This is a genomic window from Nocardia sp. NPDC058666 (assembly GCF_042714895.1).
Classification (GTDB): domain Bacteria; phylum Actinomycetota; class Actinomycetes; order Mycobacteriales; family Mycobacteriaceae; genus Nocardia.
This window is the reverse complement of record NZ_JBHXRY010000002.1, coordinates 1-16,766: the sequence shown is the minus strand read 5'-3', so window position 1 is coordinate 16,766 and position 16,766 is coordinate 1. Positions and strand designations below refer to the sequence as shown.

The following is a 16,766-nucleotide window of genomic DNA, read 5'->3' as shown; positions in this document are numbered from 1 at the left end:
GTTTACACGTTCATGTTCAGCGCCTTGTCGATGATGCCGGTCAGCGCGGTGACGATGCTGTCCCCGGTCACCACCCCGTAGAGCACGGCCCCGAAGGCCGCAGCGGCAATGGTTCCAATTGCGTATTCGGCCGTACTCATGCCTGCGTCGTCGATCAGCAGGCGCAGGAAGCGAACGCGGGCCTCCGTGCTTACGGTGCGAACGAACGTCATCGTGATCCCCTCTCTGGTTGCACCGCACGGCTTTTCCGCGCGGTGAAGATTCGGTGGCCTCGTCGAGGCCGGTCATAGCAGCCCACCGCCGCCGAGCACCGTGTCCGCGAGGCCGATGACGACCGGGACGATGCCGAGACAGACGAAGGCTGGCAGAAAACACAGGCCGAGCGGTCCGCCGATCAACACGCCCGCCCGTTCGGCGCGCGCGACGGCCGCGTCCTCCACGGCTTCGCGGCGCTGAGTGGCGAGTTCGCCGACCGCGGCGGCCAGCGACGCACCCGACCGCGCCGAGCGGCGCGCCATCCTGGCCAGCGACTCCACCTCGTCGGCACCCGGCGATCCGACCGCATCAGCGGCTGCCCGTTCCCACGCGGTGGCGGCATCGGCACCCAGCGCGAGAAGGTCTGCGGCCCTGCACAATGCGGCCCGCAGCACCGGCGGGGCGGTGACGGCGCTCGCCCGCGCGGCCGCAGCCATCGGCAGTCCCGCCCGTAAACAGGCGGCGAGCAGATCGAACGCCGAAGCGGACCCGAGCGGATCAACTCTCGCAGTCCCCAACCCGACCGCCGGCGTACTCACCTGCACCGACCCGAGCGCGCGCACCCGACGACTGACCGCCACCCGCCCGGGCAGCAACACCATCGCCACCGCCGCGATCAACAACGCCTCCGGCGAAAGACCACTCATCAACTCCCGCACAGCAATTCCCTCCTCGAAGTTCGATCCACACCCATCCACACCCTGTCCACACCCCGCCCGCACCCGTCCACAGCTGTCCGCACCCCGCCCGCACCCATCCATGCCCATCCACACCTGTCCACGCCTTGCCCGCACCCATCCACGCGCCGCCCGCACCATCCACGCGCCGCCCGCACCATCCACGCGCCGCTCGCACCCATCCGCGGGCCGCCCGCACCCATCCCCACCTGTCCGCACCCCGCCTGCACCCATCCACGCGCCGCCCGCACCTATCCACACCTGTCCACACCCCGCCCACACCTGTCCACAGGCCTCCATACCAGCGGCCGATGCGGCGACGGCCCCTGCGATGGCCGACGCTGAGTCACGCAGCGCGTCTCCATCGGCCGCTCCCGCGATGGTGAATGTGTGACGTGAAGCGGGGTCAGGCTGTGCTCTTGCGGGTGATGACATCTGTCCACAGGAGTCCGCAGCAGGCCAGGGCCGCACCGAGTGGGAGTAACAGTTCGCCTGCCGGGGTGGTGAACAGGATGGTCAGGGGTGCGGCGCCCATCAGTTGGCCCAGGCCGATGCCTACCAGTGGGAGGCCGGCCAGGACGGTGGCCGAGGCTCGGGCGCCTGCCAGGGCGGCTTCGGTGCGGTCTCGGAAGCGGATGCGGCCGAGTAGGTCGGTTCTGGCGGCGGACAGTAGTTCGGCCAGTGCCAGGCCGTGCTCTTCGGCCACTCGCCAGGCGGCGGCGATCCTCGACAGTTCTTCGGCGACAATCGAATCCGGTTGGATCCAGCCGTCGGCACCGGAGCCGCCGAGTCGACTACGCCCTGCGCTGATCGCCAGTACCCGTGCTGCCTCGCCGCGCGACTCGCCTGCGGCGGATTCGGCGGCCGCGCTGGGGTGTGCGCCGACGCGAAGTTCGCCGACCACGGCTTCGAGGCCTGCCAACAGGTACCCGCATTCGCGGCGTCGCTCGCGGTCGCCACGACTACGCCGCCTCCGCACCGCGACAGTGACTCCCAACATGAGCGCCGCCACCCCGATCCCCGGCCCGAGCGCAAACGCCGTGCACCCCAACGCGATTCCTGCACACCACTCCACAGGTACCCGCCTCGGCGCACGATTCCTGCCCGCGCCGAACAATCGGGCGAACCGCCGCTGCCCACCAGCCACGGGGAGCACCAGCACCGCGACCGCACAACACAGCAGCGCACTGCCCACCAGTCCACCTCCATCGAGTAGATACGTTCACCTCGGCTGAACCACCCACCAAGCGCCACCTCGGTCGGGATACGTGCAGTCCGACTCAACGGTCCGCCCCGCGCGCGGCCTCCCGCCACGAGCGAAATGCGTGCACTTCGGGTGCACCAACCACCTACCGCCGCCTCAATCGGGATACGCGCAGTCCGACTCAACGGTCCGCCCCGCGCGCGGCCTCCCGCCACGAGCGAGACACCTGCTCTTCGGGTGCACCAACCATCAACCGCTACTTCGATTTTCGCGTTCATCATCCGAGTCGCACCTCCAGCAGCCTGCGCAGCTCGGGGGCGGCGGGAGCTGGCTGGTTGTCGGATCGCCAGGCCGGCGCGATGTGTACTCCGTCGGAATCTCTTTGCAGTACACCGATTTCGCGCAGGGCTCGGGTTCCGTCGGATCGGCGGTGGACGTGCAGAACCACCTGGACGGCGGCGGCCAATTGGCTGTGTAGTGCGGCGCGGTCCATGCCGCCAAGGGCCGCGAGGGCTTCTAGGCGGGCGGGTACTTCCTGTGGTGAGTTGGCGTGCACGGTGCCCGCGCCGCCGTCGTGGCCGGTGTTGAGGGCGGTCAGCAGGTCGACGACTTCGGCGCCGCGGACTTCGCCGACGACTATGCGGTCGGGTCGCATACGTAGTGCCTGGCGGACGAGGTCACGGACCGTAACCGCGCCTACGCCTTCGACATTCGCTGTTCGAGCGACAAGGCGCACTACGTGCGGATGGACCGGTGCGAGCTCGGCGGCGTCTTCTACGCAGATGATCCGTTCGGCCGGGTCGACTGCGGCGAGCAATGCGGACAGCATCGTAGTTTTGCCCGCACCGGTTCCGCCGACGACCAGGAATGCGAGGCGGGCGCGGACGATGTCGCCGAGTAGGCGCCGTGCGTCCGGTGGAATCGATCCGGCGGCGGCCAGTGCGTCCAAGCCCTGGGTGGCCGGGCGGAGGATGCGCAGGGAGAGGCAGGTGCCGTCGTGGGCGACCGGTGCCAGGACCGCGTGTAGTCGGACGCCGAATGCATCCCCCAGAGTCGCTTCGGTGCCGGCGAGTTTGCCGTCGACCCAGGGTTGGGCATCGTCGAGGCGGCGACCGGCAGCCAGCGCCAGACGTTGGGCGAGGCGCCGTACCGCGGCTTCGTCGGCGAAGCGAACATCGGTCAACTCGAGTCCGTGCCCGCGATCGATCCACACCGAATCTGGCGCTGTGACAAGCACGTCCGCTACTCGCGGGTCGTGCAGCAGCGGTTCGAGCAGTCCGGCCCCGGTCATCTCGGTTTGTAGCAGTCGCAAGGCCCGCAGCAGATCGGTGTCGGCGAGCACTCCGCCCGCTTCGGTGCGAATCGCGGCGGCCAGCTGTGCCGCATCGGGCACGCCGGGATGTTCGGCGAGCCGTTCACGAACCCGTTCGAGCAAGTCGACGGTGACGAAAGTAGTCATCGCGCCACCGCGGAGCATCGGCTCTGACCACGGCGAGCACGGCACCGCACACTTGCGGGGCGTCTGCTCCACCCATGGCGAAAATGGCATCGCATACTCACGGGGCATCCGCTCCTACCTTGGCGAGACGGCGTCGCGTACTCACGGGGCATCTGCTCCCACCATCGCGAGAACGGCGTCGGCGGCGTCGCGCAACGGACCCCGGCGTCGCACGCTCAAGCCGCCGCGTTCGAGGCGGGATGCCAGGCCGGCTTGGCCGCGGACGGCAGCCAGCAGCGGCAAACCGAGCAGCTCGGCCACTTCCGCGCCGCGCAGTCCCCCGGGTGCGGGACCGCGAACTACCAAGCCGCGATTCGGGTTTCGTTCTCCGAGGTAGGCCGAGACGACCTCCGCCGCGGCGATGGAGCGCAGTCGGGCTGGGACGATGAGCACGACCAAGTCGGCGGCATCGAGCATCGCGTCGGCCGCCGGCCCTCGTTCGCAGGACACATCGCAGACCACGAGATCACCTGCGTCCCGGCCTGATTCGATGACAGCACGCACCGCCGCCGGAGAAAGTTCGGTCAGTGAATCCGCAATCCGCGTGCGGCCGGCGACCGAGGCCGACTGGGGCGAATACCCCTGCGCCCAGGAGCTATTCGCAAAGGGTGACTCGCCGCCCAGGTGCTCAACCATCGCAAGACGCGCCGATTCAGCCCGCCCGATCGGCGCATGACCACCCGAGGCAGCCCGCCCCATCGGCGCGTTACCTCCCGAAGCGGTCGGCCCGATCGGCGCGTGACCTCCCGAAGCGGCCGGCGAACGCCCATGACCCGGGATAGCAGGCCGCGCTCGCCCGCACGACAACACCGCCAACCCGGGCGACGCCGCAGGCAGCGCATTGTGCAGAGCCGCAGCCGAGACACGACCATCCTCGATGACCAAGTCCGGCCAACGCAGGCCGGGCACATTCTCCATTCCCAGCACCAGATCGATTCCCCCATCGAGCGGGGCACCGTCGATCAGCACCGTGTCACGGCGAACCCGACGCGCAGCTCCACGCAGCGCGGTAGCGGCAGCGAGCGTGGAGGCCCCCGCACCACCGCCCGCACCGACAACGGCGATCACGATCCCCTCACCCGTCCGGGATTCAGCATGTTCGGCGAACTGTTCGACCAGCGCGACAGCACCCGACGGCAACGCCACGACCCGTTCCGCACCGACCGCGGTGGCGGCCTGCCAATCAGGAACGGCGGGTTCACCTTCGGTGACGAGCACGATCCCCGCCCGCCGCGGACACCCGGCAAGCGCGGCAGCGAGAGCGGCGTCGGTATCGAGAATCACCATCCCCGCCCCGGACCACGCGTGCCGACCGACGGGCATCACCCGTTCATCGGTGACACGTTCGGCGGCCGCCGCGACCCTGCGCACCTCCGCGCGTAACCGTTCGTCTCGCACGAGTACGAGAGCCGGCGCGATCGGTAGGCCCGTGCTCGCTAGAGGTGGTGCGGTGCGCGCCGGAGGTGGAGAGTTGCCGCGAATCGGGGCGAGGTTCATACGACTCAGCGTGGCCGAATACCGAAGTTGTCAACACCCCGAAAACGCTGATTGTGGATAACTCGGGGGTGTGGAGAACTTTTACGTTCTGGCCCGGAATAGAGGACGGCCCCAGCCGGGGGGGAGGAGGCTGGGGCCGTCGGGTTCAGCCCCGGGGGGTCGGGCTGAACGCGCCTGGAACAAGTCCAGGTGCCAGCAATACTACACCCACACCCCGCGACGGGCGCAAGTAGCATTTGCCGACATTCTTCGGCGATTCGCCGCATCCGGCGTCCCCACGGCAAACCCTTTCCCATGGTCCGGGCAGCCGATCCTGCGGCGCGCGCGGCGGGTGCCTATTCTGTTGTCGTGACGCCAGAACGCGACCAGACCTCGCCCACGGAACCGACACTGGGCACTTCGGGCCGTGCCCCGGTGCCCGGCGGACGGGTCGCGGCGTTCTTCGATCTGGACAAAACAGTGATCGCGAAGTCGAGTGCGTTCGTGTTCAGCAAACCCTTCTACGCGCAGGGTCTGCTCAACCGCAGGGCCGTGTTGGAGAGCAGCTACGCACACTTTCTGTTCCTGCTTTCCGGTGCCGATCACGACCAGATGGAACGAATGCGGGCAAACCTGGCCAACATGGTCGCGGGCTGGGATGTGGAACAGGTCAAAAGCATTGTGGCCGAGACATTGCACGATCTGGTCGACCCGTTGATCTATGCCGAGGCAGCGGATCTGATCGCCGATCACAAGATTCGCGGGCACGATGTGGTGATCGTTTCCGCCTCCGGCGAGGAGATGGTCGGGCCGATCGCGGAAGCGCTGGGCGCTTCGCACACCGAGGCGACGCGGATGGTGGTCGAAGACGGCAAGTACACCGGCGACATCGAGTTCTACTGCTACGGCGAGGGCAAGGTCACCGCTATCGAAAAGCTGGCCGCCGAGCAGGGGTACGACCTGTCGCGGTGCTACGCCTACTCCGACTCGGTGACCGACGTGCCGATGCTGAGCGTGGTCGGCCATCCGACCGCGGTCAACCCCGACCGCGGGTTGCGCAAGGAGGCCGCCACGCACGGTTGGCCGGTGCTCACCTTCTCCAATCCGGTGTCGCTGTGGTCGCGATTCCAGACACCGTCGACCACCACGGTCGCCGCGACGGCCGCCGTGGGACTGAGCGCGATCGTCGCGGGCACGATCAGCTACTGGCTGCTGCGCAAACGGCGCTGACCCGGAACGAGCACGAATCTCCGGGTGACACGCCGAATTCTGCGGGATTCAGTAATGCCTGCGAAACCCTTGATGTGAGTGCGGTCACAGTGTAAGAATGGAGTCACGGAAGGACGGAAGGCCAAGACGGAGCCGGAAGAGAAGGTTTCGCCTCCCATCCCACCTTCCCAGCACGGACGCCAGGCACCCACGCGCAGCGCGCCGCGACAAGGCCGAAACGGTTGTGGGCCTGCGAAATCCGAGCCGACGTCGGCGGAAGCCTCGCACAGGTTGCGGGGAAGAACCGGCGGGGCTGGGATTAACGCCGAGGCCACCGAACACAACCCACTCTGCACGCCTGGTAACCCGGTGTTCCGTGCTACGCGGGCGGTGAGGTCGAGCAATCGACAACGCCGCCCGTTTCGTGTGCACACCCGAATCGCGAATTCGACTGCACACCCTCACAACTGCGCGTGCAGTTCACAACTGCGCGTAAGCCGCCAGCAGCTGAGCTTGCGCGGCGTCGAGATACTCCGCGACCTCCGCCGCCGCCGTCTCGCGCTCGCCGGCTTCCAACATCGCGCAGATCCGGTCGTTGCGACCCAGATACGGCTCATGGAACGAGCGAACCTCGGGCATGCGATGGAACACCAACCGCATCTCCGCCAGCAGCAGCGCCATCTGCTGCTCCAGCCGAGGGCTGCCCGACAGCGCGACCAGGGCCTTGTGAAAATGCTGGTTCGCGGTGGCGACTCCGCCCCATTCCCCTACGGCCGCGGCGGCCAGTCCCTCGTTCACCGCGCTGCGCACCATCGCCACTCCGGTCGGCGTGAACGCTTCACCATGGCGGACGGCCGCGGGTTCGATGAGTTTGCGAGCCCGGTAGACATCGCGAACATCGGCGGGACCCGGCACCGCGACGAAGACTCCACGATTGGGTTCGCGCACCAGCACCCGCTCGGCCACGAGTTGGCTCAACGCTTCGCGAACAGTGTTGCGCGACACGCCGAGTGCGGTGCACAGCCCCTGTTCCGGCAGGCGCGCGCCGGGGCGTAATCGCCCTTCGGTGACCTCTTCGCGGACAACGTCGGCTACCCGCTCGGCCGTGGTGCTCCGGTTGACGAAATGCCGGGTGCGACCAAGCGAGGCGAGGGCATCAGACACAGGATCGGCGAGGTGCATGAGAACCAAAGATTACCACGGTCGTTACACATTCCTCTTGTCAGATTGTTGAACAATCCATACGCTCACACGGGAGACCCGCGGATGTGCCGCCGGTCACACCAGGGAGATAGTCCAGTGAGCGAAACGAAAATCTCAGCCCTGAAATCAACAGCGAGTGGCGCGACCAGCCGGGGAGCAGTGCTCGGCGCCATGTTCCTGATGGCCACCAGTGCCATCGGACCCGGCTTCATCACCCAGACCGCGTCGTTCACCGCCAAGCTCGGCGCTGCCTTCGCCTTCGCGATCGTGGTGTCGATCCTGGTCGACATCGCCGTGCAGCTCAACGTCTGGCGCGTCATCGGCATCTCCGGCGAACGCGCCCACATCCTCGGCAACAAGGTCGCACCAGGCGTCGGCTGGGCGCTGGCCGCGCTGGTGATCGTCGGCGGCTTCGTGTTCAACATCGGCAACGTGGCAGGCACGGGCCTGGGCACCAACGCGATGTTCGGCCTGGATCCCAAGATCGGCGGGGCGGTCTCGGCCCTGATCGCGATCACGATCTTCCTGGTGAAACGGGCGGGCGTCGCGCTGGACCGGATCGTGATCGTGCTCGGCGCGCTGATGATCGCGCTGATGATCTACGTCGCCATCGTGTCGGACCCACCGCTCGGCTCGGCGCTCGTCAACGTGGTCGCGCCCGAGAAGGTCGACTTCCTGGTGATCACCACCCTGATCGGCGGCACCGTCGGCGGCTACATCACTTACGCGGGCGCGCACCGCATCGTCGACGCCGGACTCACCGGACCCGAGAACGCGGGCGCGATCACCCGCAGTTCGGTGATCGGCATCCTGGTCACCGGCCTCATGCGGATCCTGCTGTTCCTCGCGATTCTCGGAGTCGTGGCGGGCGGGGTGCAGCTGACCGGCAAGAACCAGGCCGCCGACGCGTTCCAAGCCGCCGCCGGTGACGTGGGCCTTCGCCTGTTCGGCATCATCTTCTGGGCCGCGGCCATCACCTCGGTGATCGGTGCCGCCTACACCTCGGTGTCGTTCATGACCAAACCCGCGACCTCCGACCGCACCCGCAACCTGCTCACCGTCGGGTTCATCGCTGTCTCCGCGACGGTCTTCCTCGTACTGCCCAACGGCACGACACCGCAGGGCCTGCTCATCTTCGCCGGCGCGTTCAACGGGTTGATCCTGCCGATCGGCTTCACGCTCGTGCTGTGGATCGCCGCGCGCCGCCGCGACCTGCTCGGCGGCTACAAGTACCCGATGTGGTTGCTGGCGATCGGCGTCACCGCCTGGCTGCTGAGCCTGTACATGGGCTACCAGGCGATTCTCGGGATGGGCAAACTGTTCACATGAGAATGCTGCCGTGCGCCGATGCCGGGCTGCTGCTCGAAGTCGGGTCGCTGCGCGAGGTTCTCGCACTCGCCGACGCCGTGCGTGCGGCCGACTTCGCCGACGTGCTCGACGTCGTCCCGGCCGCCCGCACGGTCCTGCTCACCACGCGGCGCGGCGCCGACCTCGAAGTTCTGCGTCGAGCCGTGCTCGACCTGGACGTCGAAGTCGGTGCGGTCGCGACCGCGGACACTACGGTCGAGGTGCCGGTGCACTACGACGGACCCGACCTCGCCGAAGTCGCCGCGCTGACCGGACTTTCGGCGGAGCAGGTGATCCACGCCCACACGAATACGCCGTGGCGGGTCGCGTTCGGCGGGTTCGCGCCCGGCTTCGCCTACCTCGCGGAAGGGGATCGGCGGCTGTATGTGCCACGGCGAGCGGAGCCGCGCGCTTCCGTGCCCGCCAGCTCGGTCGGGCTGGCCGCGGAGTTCAGCGGGATCTATCCGCGTTCGTCGCCGGGTGGCTGGCAGTTGATCGGGCGAACCGACGTGGTGCTGTGGGATGCCGAGCGCGACCCGCCCGCGCTGCTGCGGCCCGGCGCGGTCGTGCGATTCGTTGACGCGGGCAAGCGGAAGTCGACGACGCGACCGGCAGGCGAGGTCGCCGCCGAGCGGCGCGATGAACGATCCGACCGGCATATCGAAGTCCTTGCTACCGGGGCGCTCGCCCTGGTCCAAGACCTGGGCCGACCGGGACTGGCCGCCAACGGCGTCGGCCGTTCCGGTGCCGCGGACCGGGCGGCGCTGCGGCTGGCGAACAGGCTGGTCGCCAATCCTGAGGAGGCCGCCGGAATCGAAATCACGTTGGGTGGCCTCGCCGTGCGCGCGGGCGCGGACCTTCCCGCACCGTTGGAGTTGGCGCTGACCGGCGCGGCGGCACCCGCCACTGTTGACGGCACTCCGGTCGGACACCGGTCCGTCATCACGCTCAGCGCTGGTCAGACCCTACGACTGGCGATGCCCGCGGTCGGACTGCGCACTTACCTCGCCGTACGCGGCGGTATCGATGTGCCCGAGGTGCTCGGCTCCCGCAGCACCGATGTGCTGTCCGGAATCGGACCACCCGCGCTCACCGCGGGAACAGTGCTGCCGATCGGTCGCCCGCCGACGGAGTTCCCCCTGGTAGATCAAGCACCCGGCCCCGCTGGCGACGACTCGACCGTCACGTTGCGGGTCGTGCTCGGCCCGCGCGACGACTGGCTGCACGACCCCGCCGGTCTGCACGGCTCCACCTGGACCGCGTCCGACCGCAGCAACCGCGTCGGTATGCGGCTGACCGGCGGCACCCTGCGACGCTGCCGTGACGACGAATTGCCCAGCGAAGGGACGGTCCGCGGCGCGATCCAGGTCCCGCCCGGCGGCGAGCCGGTGATCTTCCTGGCCGACCACCCGGTGACCGGTGGTTATCCGGTGATCGGGGTGGTGGTCGATGCCGACGTCGATGTCGCGGCGCAGGTTCGGCCCGGTCGATCGGTGCGGTTGGTCGTCGTCGACGACGGGATCTCAGCCCGCGGCTGAGTCAGCGATCGAGTTCGCTTCGCGGGCACCGTCTTCCAGCGCGCCGGAGCAGAACACGACCCAGCCGCCGACGCCCTCGATCGTGCCGAGGCCGAAGCCCGCGGCGGCGTCGAGGTAGGCCGGGTGGCGGCGCAGCCAGAAGACTTCGGGGACGCCGAGGCTGTGGGGGTCGAGGCCGCTGGCTACCGCTACCAGGCGGGAGGCGCCGCGGGCTACGACGCCGTCGGCGGTGCCGAAGGGGCGTAGCGACAGCAGTTCGCCGTGCACGATGGCCGCGATCACGGGGGCGGGGGCCTTGCTGGTGTGGATGGTTTGCGCGAGTAGGTCGAGGCGTTCGGCCACGCCGGGGGCGGAGCGGGGGCGGCCCAGGTCCTGTTCGTCGGTGACCAGGTCGGCGGCGGCGAGCAGGTGCAGGCGGGCCAGGGCCTGCAGGGGGGCACGTCGCCAGGTGCCGACGAGGTTGTTGAGGGCGTCGCCGTCGAGGGCCTGGCCCACCCGCAAGGCGCCGGCCAACACCGGGTCGGTGACCTGGCCGTCGGCGGGCAGCTCGGTGCTCGCGCCTTCGATGGCCGCGGAGGAACGAGCCGCACGCACGGCGGCTTCGGCGGCGGTGGTCGCCCAGCCGCGCCGGTTCGACTTGTGCCGGTGCACGGCCGCGAGCGCGTCGCGCGCCTTGTCGGCGGCTTCACGCACGCCGGGCAGGTCGACCAGGGGCTGCAGCGGATCAGTCACGGCAAGCAGGTTACCGCCCGGACAGCGCGGGCCCCACCGTCACATCCACCCCGAGCGCGCGCCACGCCTCCCCCGTGACGCGCGCCCCGACCTACCCCGTGAGCAACTCCCGACCAGGAATCGCCTCGAGCAACGCCCGCGTGTACTCCTCACGCGGCGACGCGAACACCTCGTCCGTCGTAGCCGCTTCCACCACCTTGCCCTCACGCATGACCAGCACATTGTCCGCGATCTGCCGGACAACAGCCAGGTCGTGGGTGATGAACAGGTACGTCAGGCCCAACTCCGCTTGCAGGTCGTTGAGCAGGGTCAGGATCTGGGCTTGGACCAGGACGTCCAGGGCCGAGACCGCCTCGTCGCAGACCACCATTTCCGGGGACAGTGCCAGCGCGCGGGCGATCGCCACGCGTTGGCGTTGACCGCCCGACAGCTCGTTGGGGTAGCGCCGCATCACCGAGGTGGGCAGCGAGACCTTGTCGAGCAGGTCGCGCACGGTCGCTTCCCGTTCGGCGGGTGTGCCGATCTTGTGGACCCGCAGCGGTTCCTCGATCGTGCGGAAGATCGAGTACATCGGATCCAGTGAACCGTAGGGGTTCTGGAAGATCGGCTGTACCCGGCGCCGGAAGGCGAAGGCGCCCTTGCTGTCCAGCTTCGCCACGTCTTTGCCGTCGAAGCAGACGCTGCCCGAGGTCGGTTCGAGCAGGCCCAGCGCCATCTGCGCGATGGTCGACTTGCCCGAGCCCGATTCGCCCACGATCGCGGTGGTGGTGCCGCGTTCGACCGTGAAACTCACGTCGTCCACGGCGATGAAGTCCGTGGACTGCCACGGCCGCTTGCCGCGAATCTTGAACGCCTTGGACAGGTTTCGCACATCCAACACGGTGTCGGACAGATCATCGGACGCCTTCTCCGCGACCTCGACCGCCGCAGCGCGCACCTGCGCCCGCTGCCGCGACGACGACATCCGCGAAGCCGCGAGCGACGGTGCGGAATTCACCAACTTCTTGGTGTACGCGTGCTGCGGATCGCGCAGAATCTGCAGCGCCGGACCGGATTCCACCACCTTGCCGCGATACATCACCACCAGGTGCTCGGCCCGTTCGGCGGCCAGACCCAGATCGTGGGTGATCAGCAGCACCGCGGTGCCCAGCTCGGTGGTGAGCTTTTCCAGATGCCCCAGGATCTGGCGCTGGACAGTCACGTCCAACGCCGAGGTCGGCTCGTCGGCGATCAGCAGTTTCGGCCTGCACGACAGCCCCATCGCGATCAGCGCACGCTGACGCATACCGCCGGAGAACTCGTGCGGGTACTGGTTCACGCGACGTTCGACATCGGACATGCCCGCCTCGGCGAGCAACTCCACCGACCGTTTGCGGGCCTCGGCGCCGGTGCAGACACCGTTGGCCACCAACGTTTCCCGGATCTGGAAGCCGATCTTCCACACCGGGTTCAGGTTCGACATCGGGTCCTGCGGAACCAGGCCGATGCCGTTGCCGCGAACCGCGACGATCTCCTTCTCCGACGCCGTGGTCAGGTCCTTGCCGTCGAACATGATCGAGCCGCCGGTCACCTTGCCGGTGCCGGGCAGCAGGTCGATGATCGCGTGCGCGGTCGTGGATTTGCCCGAACCGGACTCGCCCACGATCGCCACGGTCTGACCCGGGTAGACGGTCAGGTTCACGCCGCACACGGCGGGCACGTTCTTGCCGTCGGAGGTGAAACTGACGTCCAGGTCACGGATTTCGAGCAACGGTACGGATTTGTCGACAGTCATCGGGTGCGCTCCTTCGGATCGAGCGCGTCGCGCACCGCGTCACCGAGCAGGATGAAGCTCAGCACCGTGATGGCCAGCGCGGTCGCCGGATAGAACAGGATCGGCGAGGTTCGGATCTCGTTCTTGGCGCGACTGATGTCGGCGCCCCACGCCACGATGTCGGGCGGTAGACCGACGCCCAGGAACGACAGCGTCGCCTCGGTGACGATGAAGACACCGAGCCAGATCGTGGCGACCACGATCAGCGGACTCGCCGAGTTGGGCAGCACGTGCCGCATCAGTGTGCCGATCCGAGATACGCCCAATGCCTTTGCCGCGGTGACATATTCACCGTTCTTGGCTTCGATCACCGCACCACGGGTGATACGCGCGGCTTGCGGCCAGGTGAACGCGACCAGGATTCCGATCACGGTCATGATCCCCGCGGGCCGCAGCAGCTGCAGCAGCACGATCGCGGCCAGCACCATCGGGATGGCGTAGAAGATCTCGGCGATACGCGACACGATCGTGTCGAGGAAGCCGCCGTAGAAACCGGAGATCGCGCCCAGCAGGCCGCCCACGATCAGGAACAGGAAGGCCGATCCGATGCCGACCGTCACCGACGCTCGCGCGCCATAGATGGTGCGCGCGAACACATCACAGCCCTGCTTGTCGAAACCGAACGGGTGACCCTCACGCGGGCCGTCCATGCCGAACTCGCCGAAACACGCGCGCGGGTCCTGGCTGGTGAACAGCGACGGCCACACCACCACGAGCATGACGAACGTGATCAGCACGACCGAGACCAGGAACACCGGGTTGCGGCGCAGCCTGCGCCACGCGTCGCCCCAGATGCTGGTCGGCGTGCCCTTGTCCACCACCCGGTCGGTGGCCAGCACCTCCACCTCGTCGGCGGCGGCTACGAAATGCTGTTGTTTGTCATGCATAACGAATCCTCGGGTCCAGCGCGGCGTAGAGCAGGTCGATGAGCAGGTTCATCAGCAGGAACAGCACCACCAACACCGTCACGAACGACACCACCGTGGGCGGTTCGCCGCGGATGATCGCCTGGTACATGGTGCCGCCGACGCCGGGAATGTTGAAGATGCCCTCGGTGACGATCGCGCCCGCCATCAGCGAGCCGAAATCGGCGCCGAGGAAGGTGACCACCGGGATCATCGAGTTGCGCAGAATGTGCACGTTCACCACCCGGCGGCGGCTGAGACCCTTCGCGGTGGCGGTGCGCACGAAATCGGCGGACTTGTTCTCCGCCACCGAGTTTCGGGTCAATCGCAAGACATACGCGAAAGACAGCGAACCCAACACGAACGCGGGTACGATCAGCTCACCCAGACTGGCTTTGCCCGTGACGGTGACCGGGGCGATCCCCCACTTCACACCGAGCAGGAACTGCGCGAGATAGCCGACCACGAACACCGGCATCGCGATGATCACCAAACTCGCGATCAGCATGGTCGAATCGAACAGCTTGCCCTTGCGCAATCCCGCGATCAGACCGAACACGATCCCGAAGAAGCCCTCGATCAGCACCGCGAGAAACGCGAGCTTGATGGTGATCGGGAACGCGCGCACGAGTTCGTCACGCACCGGGCGCCCCGAGAACGAGGTGCCGAAGTCCAGTGTGAGAATGCCTTTCAGGTAATGCAGATATTGCATGATGAAAGGTTGATCGAGGTGGTAGCGCGCACGCAGCACCGCCTCGGCCGCCGGCGTGAGCTGTTTCTCGCCCGCCAGCGCCTTGATCGGGTCACCCGGAATCAGAAATACCATCGCGTAGATGAGTAGCGTCGCGCCCAGGAATACCGGGATCATCTGGAGCAGACGCCGAAGAATGTACCAAGCCATCATTTCCTCCGAAAACGAAAGGGGCCGAGTCACATTCGCGTGACTCGGCCCACTGTCGAGTTCTACTTCTCGATGTTCTCGAAGTCGAACAAGCCGTTCCAGCCGAGCTCGGCCTTGCTGACCTTGTCGGAGATACCCGCGGCGGCGACATAGTCGAACACCGGGATGTCGACCATTTCCTTCAGCATGATCGTCTGAGCCTGCTCGATCAGCTTGTAGGAAGCCTCGTTCGTCGGCGCGGCCAGCGCGGCGTCGAAGAGACGGTCGACCTCAGGGTTGTTGAAGTTGACGTTGTTGGTCTCGGAGTAGCTGTAGTACTGCGATCCGAGGAACTGCATCATCGTCGGGTAGTCACCCTGCCAGCCGTAACGGAAAGCGGTGCCGATGGTTTCGTCGGTGACCGCGTCACGGATGTTCTTGAACGTGGGCATCGGGTTGGCGACCGCGTCGATACCCAGCGTGTTCTTCACACTGTTGGCCACAGCCTCGACCCAGGCCTGGTGGCCGCCGTCGCTGTTGTAGGTGATCGAGTACTTGCTCCCCGCCCACGGCGAGATCGCGTCGGCCTGTGCCCACAGCTTCTTGGCTTCTTCGGGGTTGTAGTCCAGCCATTCCGAACCCGGCAGCTTGGCGTTGAAGCCCGGCAGCGTGGACGCGGTGAAGTCCTTGGCCGGGTTGCGCAGACCGTTGAAGATCTTGTCCGCGATCTGCGGGCGGTTGATGGCCATCGAGATGGCCTTGCGCCGCAGAATGCCTTCTTCGCCGGCGAAGTGCGGCACGTTGGTCTGGATACCGATGTGCTGGTTCTGCGCGGTCGGCTTGGTGATCGCGCGGTCGCCCAGATCGCTCTTGTAGCTGGTGAGCGCACTGTCGGGAATGGTGTCCAGCGCGTCGAGGTTACCGGCCTGCAGATCCGCGTACGCGGTGTCGTAGGACTGGTACATCACGAAACTGATGCCCTTGTTCTTGGGCTTGCGGTTACCGGGGTAATCCGGGTTGGGCGTCAGATCGATCTTGACGTTGTGTTCCCACGTCTGGAATGCGTAGGGGCCGTTGCCGATCGGCTTCTCACCGAACGCCTTCATATCCTTGAATGCCGCCTCGGGCAGCGGATAGAACGGCGTGTAACCCAGGGCGCTCTCGAAGTCGATCGAGGGTGCCTTGAGGTCGACGGTGAAGGTGCGATCGTCGACGACCTTCAGGCCCGACATCGTCTTGGCCGTCGGCTTCTCGGCGCTGACTTCGTCGAACCCGGCAATGGGGCTGTACGCGTAGCTCTGCAGCTGCGCGTTGTCGGCCAGTGCGCCGTAGTTCCACGCGTCGACGAAGGACTTCGACGTCACCGTGGTGCCGTCGGTGAACTTCCAGTTCGGCTTGATGGTGATCTTGTACGACTTGCGATCGGTCGTCTCGATCTTCTCGGCCATCTCGTCGTGGGCTTCGCCGTTGGCGTCGTAGTACTTCAGCCCGGCGAACAAACGGTCGACAACTCGTCCGCCCATGTTCTCGTTGGTATTACTGGGTACCAACGGGTTCTGCGGCTCGCCCGCATTCGTGGTGACGATGCTGGAATCAGCACTGTCATCGGACGAGCACGCGGTAAGACTGAGGCTCGTGGCCGCCAGTCCTGCCGCAACCAGCGCGGTCGCTCTGATGAATCTCAACGCTCTCTCCCGGTTCAATTCCGTGGCTAACGGTCGGAGGTTAGCGGCTCTCGGCCGATTTATCACCATTCCGAGCCATTTTCACTTCACATGTATCAATACGGTTACTCGGTGGAAACGCAGGAAAAAATGCCGAGCCCCTCATGCTCGGCAGGAAAAATATGAACAAAAGTCGGAACCATCAGCTGAACGGTTGACTGAAAACGATAGCCCGCGACCGCCCGGTTTGTCCGGGAAGTCATCGGATGAACTAGTGCCGCGTCCGGAAAGGTTGATGCGGTAACCGCTCGGGGTGGCGGGTTGATCCGTGGCCGGTGACCGGTGATGCTGCCCAACGGAGGTGG

The 16,766-nt window shown here is 66.9% G+C and carries 15 protein-coding genes; 3 read left to right on the top strand and 12 right to left on the bottom strand.

Features of this window, described 5'->3' with window-relative positions:
- Positions 1-2 precede the first annotated feature (2 nt).
- The 5 genes from ACFWVD_RS06620 to ssd form a co-directional block, all read right to left on the bottom strand.
- The gene (locus ACFWVD_RS06620) at positions 3-212 is read right to left on the bottom strand and encodes a DUF4244 domain-containing protein (RefSeq protein ID WP_379241016.1); all 210 of its coding nucleotides are present in this window, start codon (positions 210-212) and stop codon (positions 3-5) included.
- Between the two features lie 72 nt (positions 213-284).
- Positions 285-902, bottom strand: a complete 618-nt coding sequence (locus ACFWVD_RS06615) for a type II secretion system F family protein (RefSeq protein ID WP_379241537.1) — start codon at positions 900-902, stop codon at positions 285-287.
- Between the two features lie 436 nt (positions 903-1,338).
- Positions 1,339-1,932, bottom strand: coding sequence for a type II secretion system F family protein (locus ACFWVD_RS06610; protein ID WP_379241015.1), 594 nt, complete (start codon positions 1,930-1,932; stop codon positions 1,339-1,341).
- A 481-nt stretch (positions 1,933-2,413) separates the two neighbouring features.
- Positions 2,414-3,595, bottom strand: a complete 1,182-nt coding sequence (locus ACFWVD_RS06605) for a TadA family conjugal transfer-associated ATPase (RefSeq protein WP_379241014.1) — start codon at positions 3,593-3,595, stop codon at positions 2,414-2,416.
- A 141-nt stretch (positions 3,596-3,736) separates the two neighbouring features.
- Positions 3,737-5,032, bottom strand: a complete 1,296-nt coding sequence (gene ssd / locus ACFWVD_RS06600; protein WP_379241013.1) for a septum site-determining protein Ssd — start codon at positions 5,030-5,032, stop codon at positions 3,737-3,739.
- Between the two features lie 489 nt (positions 5,033-5,521).
- On the opposite strand from ssd, the gene ACFWVD_RS06595 reads away from it, so the two are divergent.
- Positions 5,522-6,340 carry an HAD-IB family hydrolase gene (locus ACFWVD_RS06595; RefSeq protein ID WP_379241536.1) on the top strand — a complete coding sequence of 273 codons (819 nt, stop codon included), beginning with the start codon at positions 5,522-5,524 and terminating at the stop codon, positions 6,338-6,340.
- Positions 6,341-6,799: 459 nt separating this feature from the next.
- Here the strand turns inward: ACFWVD_RS06595 and ACFWVD_RS06590 are convergent, their stop codons facing one another.
- Positions 6,800-7,501 (bottom strand): GntR family transcriptional regulator, encoded by a 702-nt coding sequence (locus ACFWVD_RS06590; protein WP_379241535.1) that lies wholly within the window; start codon positions 7,499-7,501, stop codon positions 6,800-6,802.
- Positions 7,502-7,585: 84 nt separating this feature from the next.
- Here ACFWVD_RS06590 and ACFWVD_RS06585 point away from each other — a divergent pair, with 84 nt between their 5' ends.
- Together ACFWVD_RS06585 and pxpB are read left to right on the top strand one after the other, a co-directional pair.
- Positions 7,586-8,851: an NRAMP family divalent metal transporter gene (locus ACFWVD_RS06585; protein WP_379241012.1), complete on the top strand. Its 1,266-nt coding sequence runs from the start codon at positions 7,586-7,588 to the stop codon at positions 8,849-8,851.
- Positions 8,848-10,407, top strand: a complete 1,560-nt coding sequence (gene pxpB, locus ACFWVD_RS06580; RefSeq protein WP_379241011.1) for a 5-oxoprolinase subunit PxpB — start codon at positions 8,848-8,850, stop codon at positions 10,405-10,407. The genes ACFWVD_RS06585 and pxpB overlap by 4 nt, the downstream gene beginning before the upstream one ends.
- Here pxpB and ACFWVD_RS06575 read toward each other — a convergent pair.
- The 6 genes from ACFWVD_RS06575 to ACFWVD_RS06550 form a co-directional block, all read right to left on the bottom strand.
- Entirely contained in the window at positions 10,393-11,139 is a 747-nt protein-coding gene (locus tag ACFWVD_RS06575) for an oxidoreductase (protein ID WP_379241009.1), read from the bottom strand. The two genes, pxpB and ACFWVD_RS06575, sit on opposite strands and share 15 nt — an antisense overlap.
- A 91-nt stretch (positions 11,140-11,230) precedes the next feature.
- The gene (locus tag ACFWVD_RS06570) at positions 11,231-12,913 is read right to left on the bottom strand and encodes an ABC transporter ATP-binding protein (RefSeq protein WP_379241008.1); all 1,683 of its coding nucleotides are present in this window, start codon (positions 12,911-12,913) and stop codon (positions 11,231-11,233) included.
- Positions 12,910-13,839 (bottom strand): ABC transporter permease, encoded by a 930-nt coding sequence (locus tag ACFWVD_RS06565; protein ID WP_379241007.1) that lies wholly within the window; start codon positions 13,837-13,839, stop codon positions 12,910-12,912. The genes ACFWVD_RS06570 and ACFWVD_RS06565 overlap by 4 nt, the downstream gene beginning before the upstream one ends.
- Complete coding sequence (locus tag ACFWVD_RS06560; RefSeq protein WP_379241006.1) at positions 13,832-14,758, bottom strand: ABC transporter permease; 927 nt, start codon at positions 14,756-14,758, stop codon at positions 13,832-13,834. The genes ACFWVD_RS06565 and ACFWVD_RS06560 overlap by 8 nt, the downstream gene beginning before the upstream one ends.
- 62 nt (positions 14,759-14,820) lie before the next feature.
- A complete protein-coding gene (locus tag ACFWVD_RS06555) occupies positions 14,821-16,422 on the bottom strand; it encodes an ABC transporter substrate-binding protein (RefSeq protein WP_379241005.1) in 1,602 nt (533 codons plus the stop codon).
- 104 nt (positions 16,423-16,526) lie between these two features.
- A partial coding sequence (locus ACFWVD_RS06550) for a hypothetical protein (RefSeq protein ID WP_379241004.1) occupies positions 16,527-16,766 on the bottom strand: 240 nt, incomplete at its 5' end.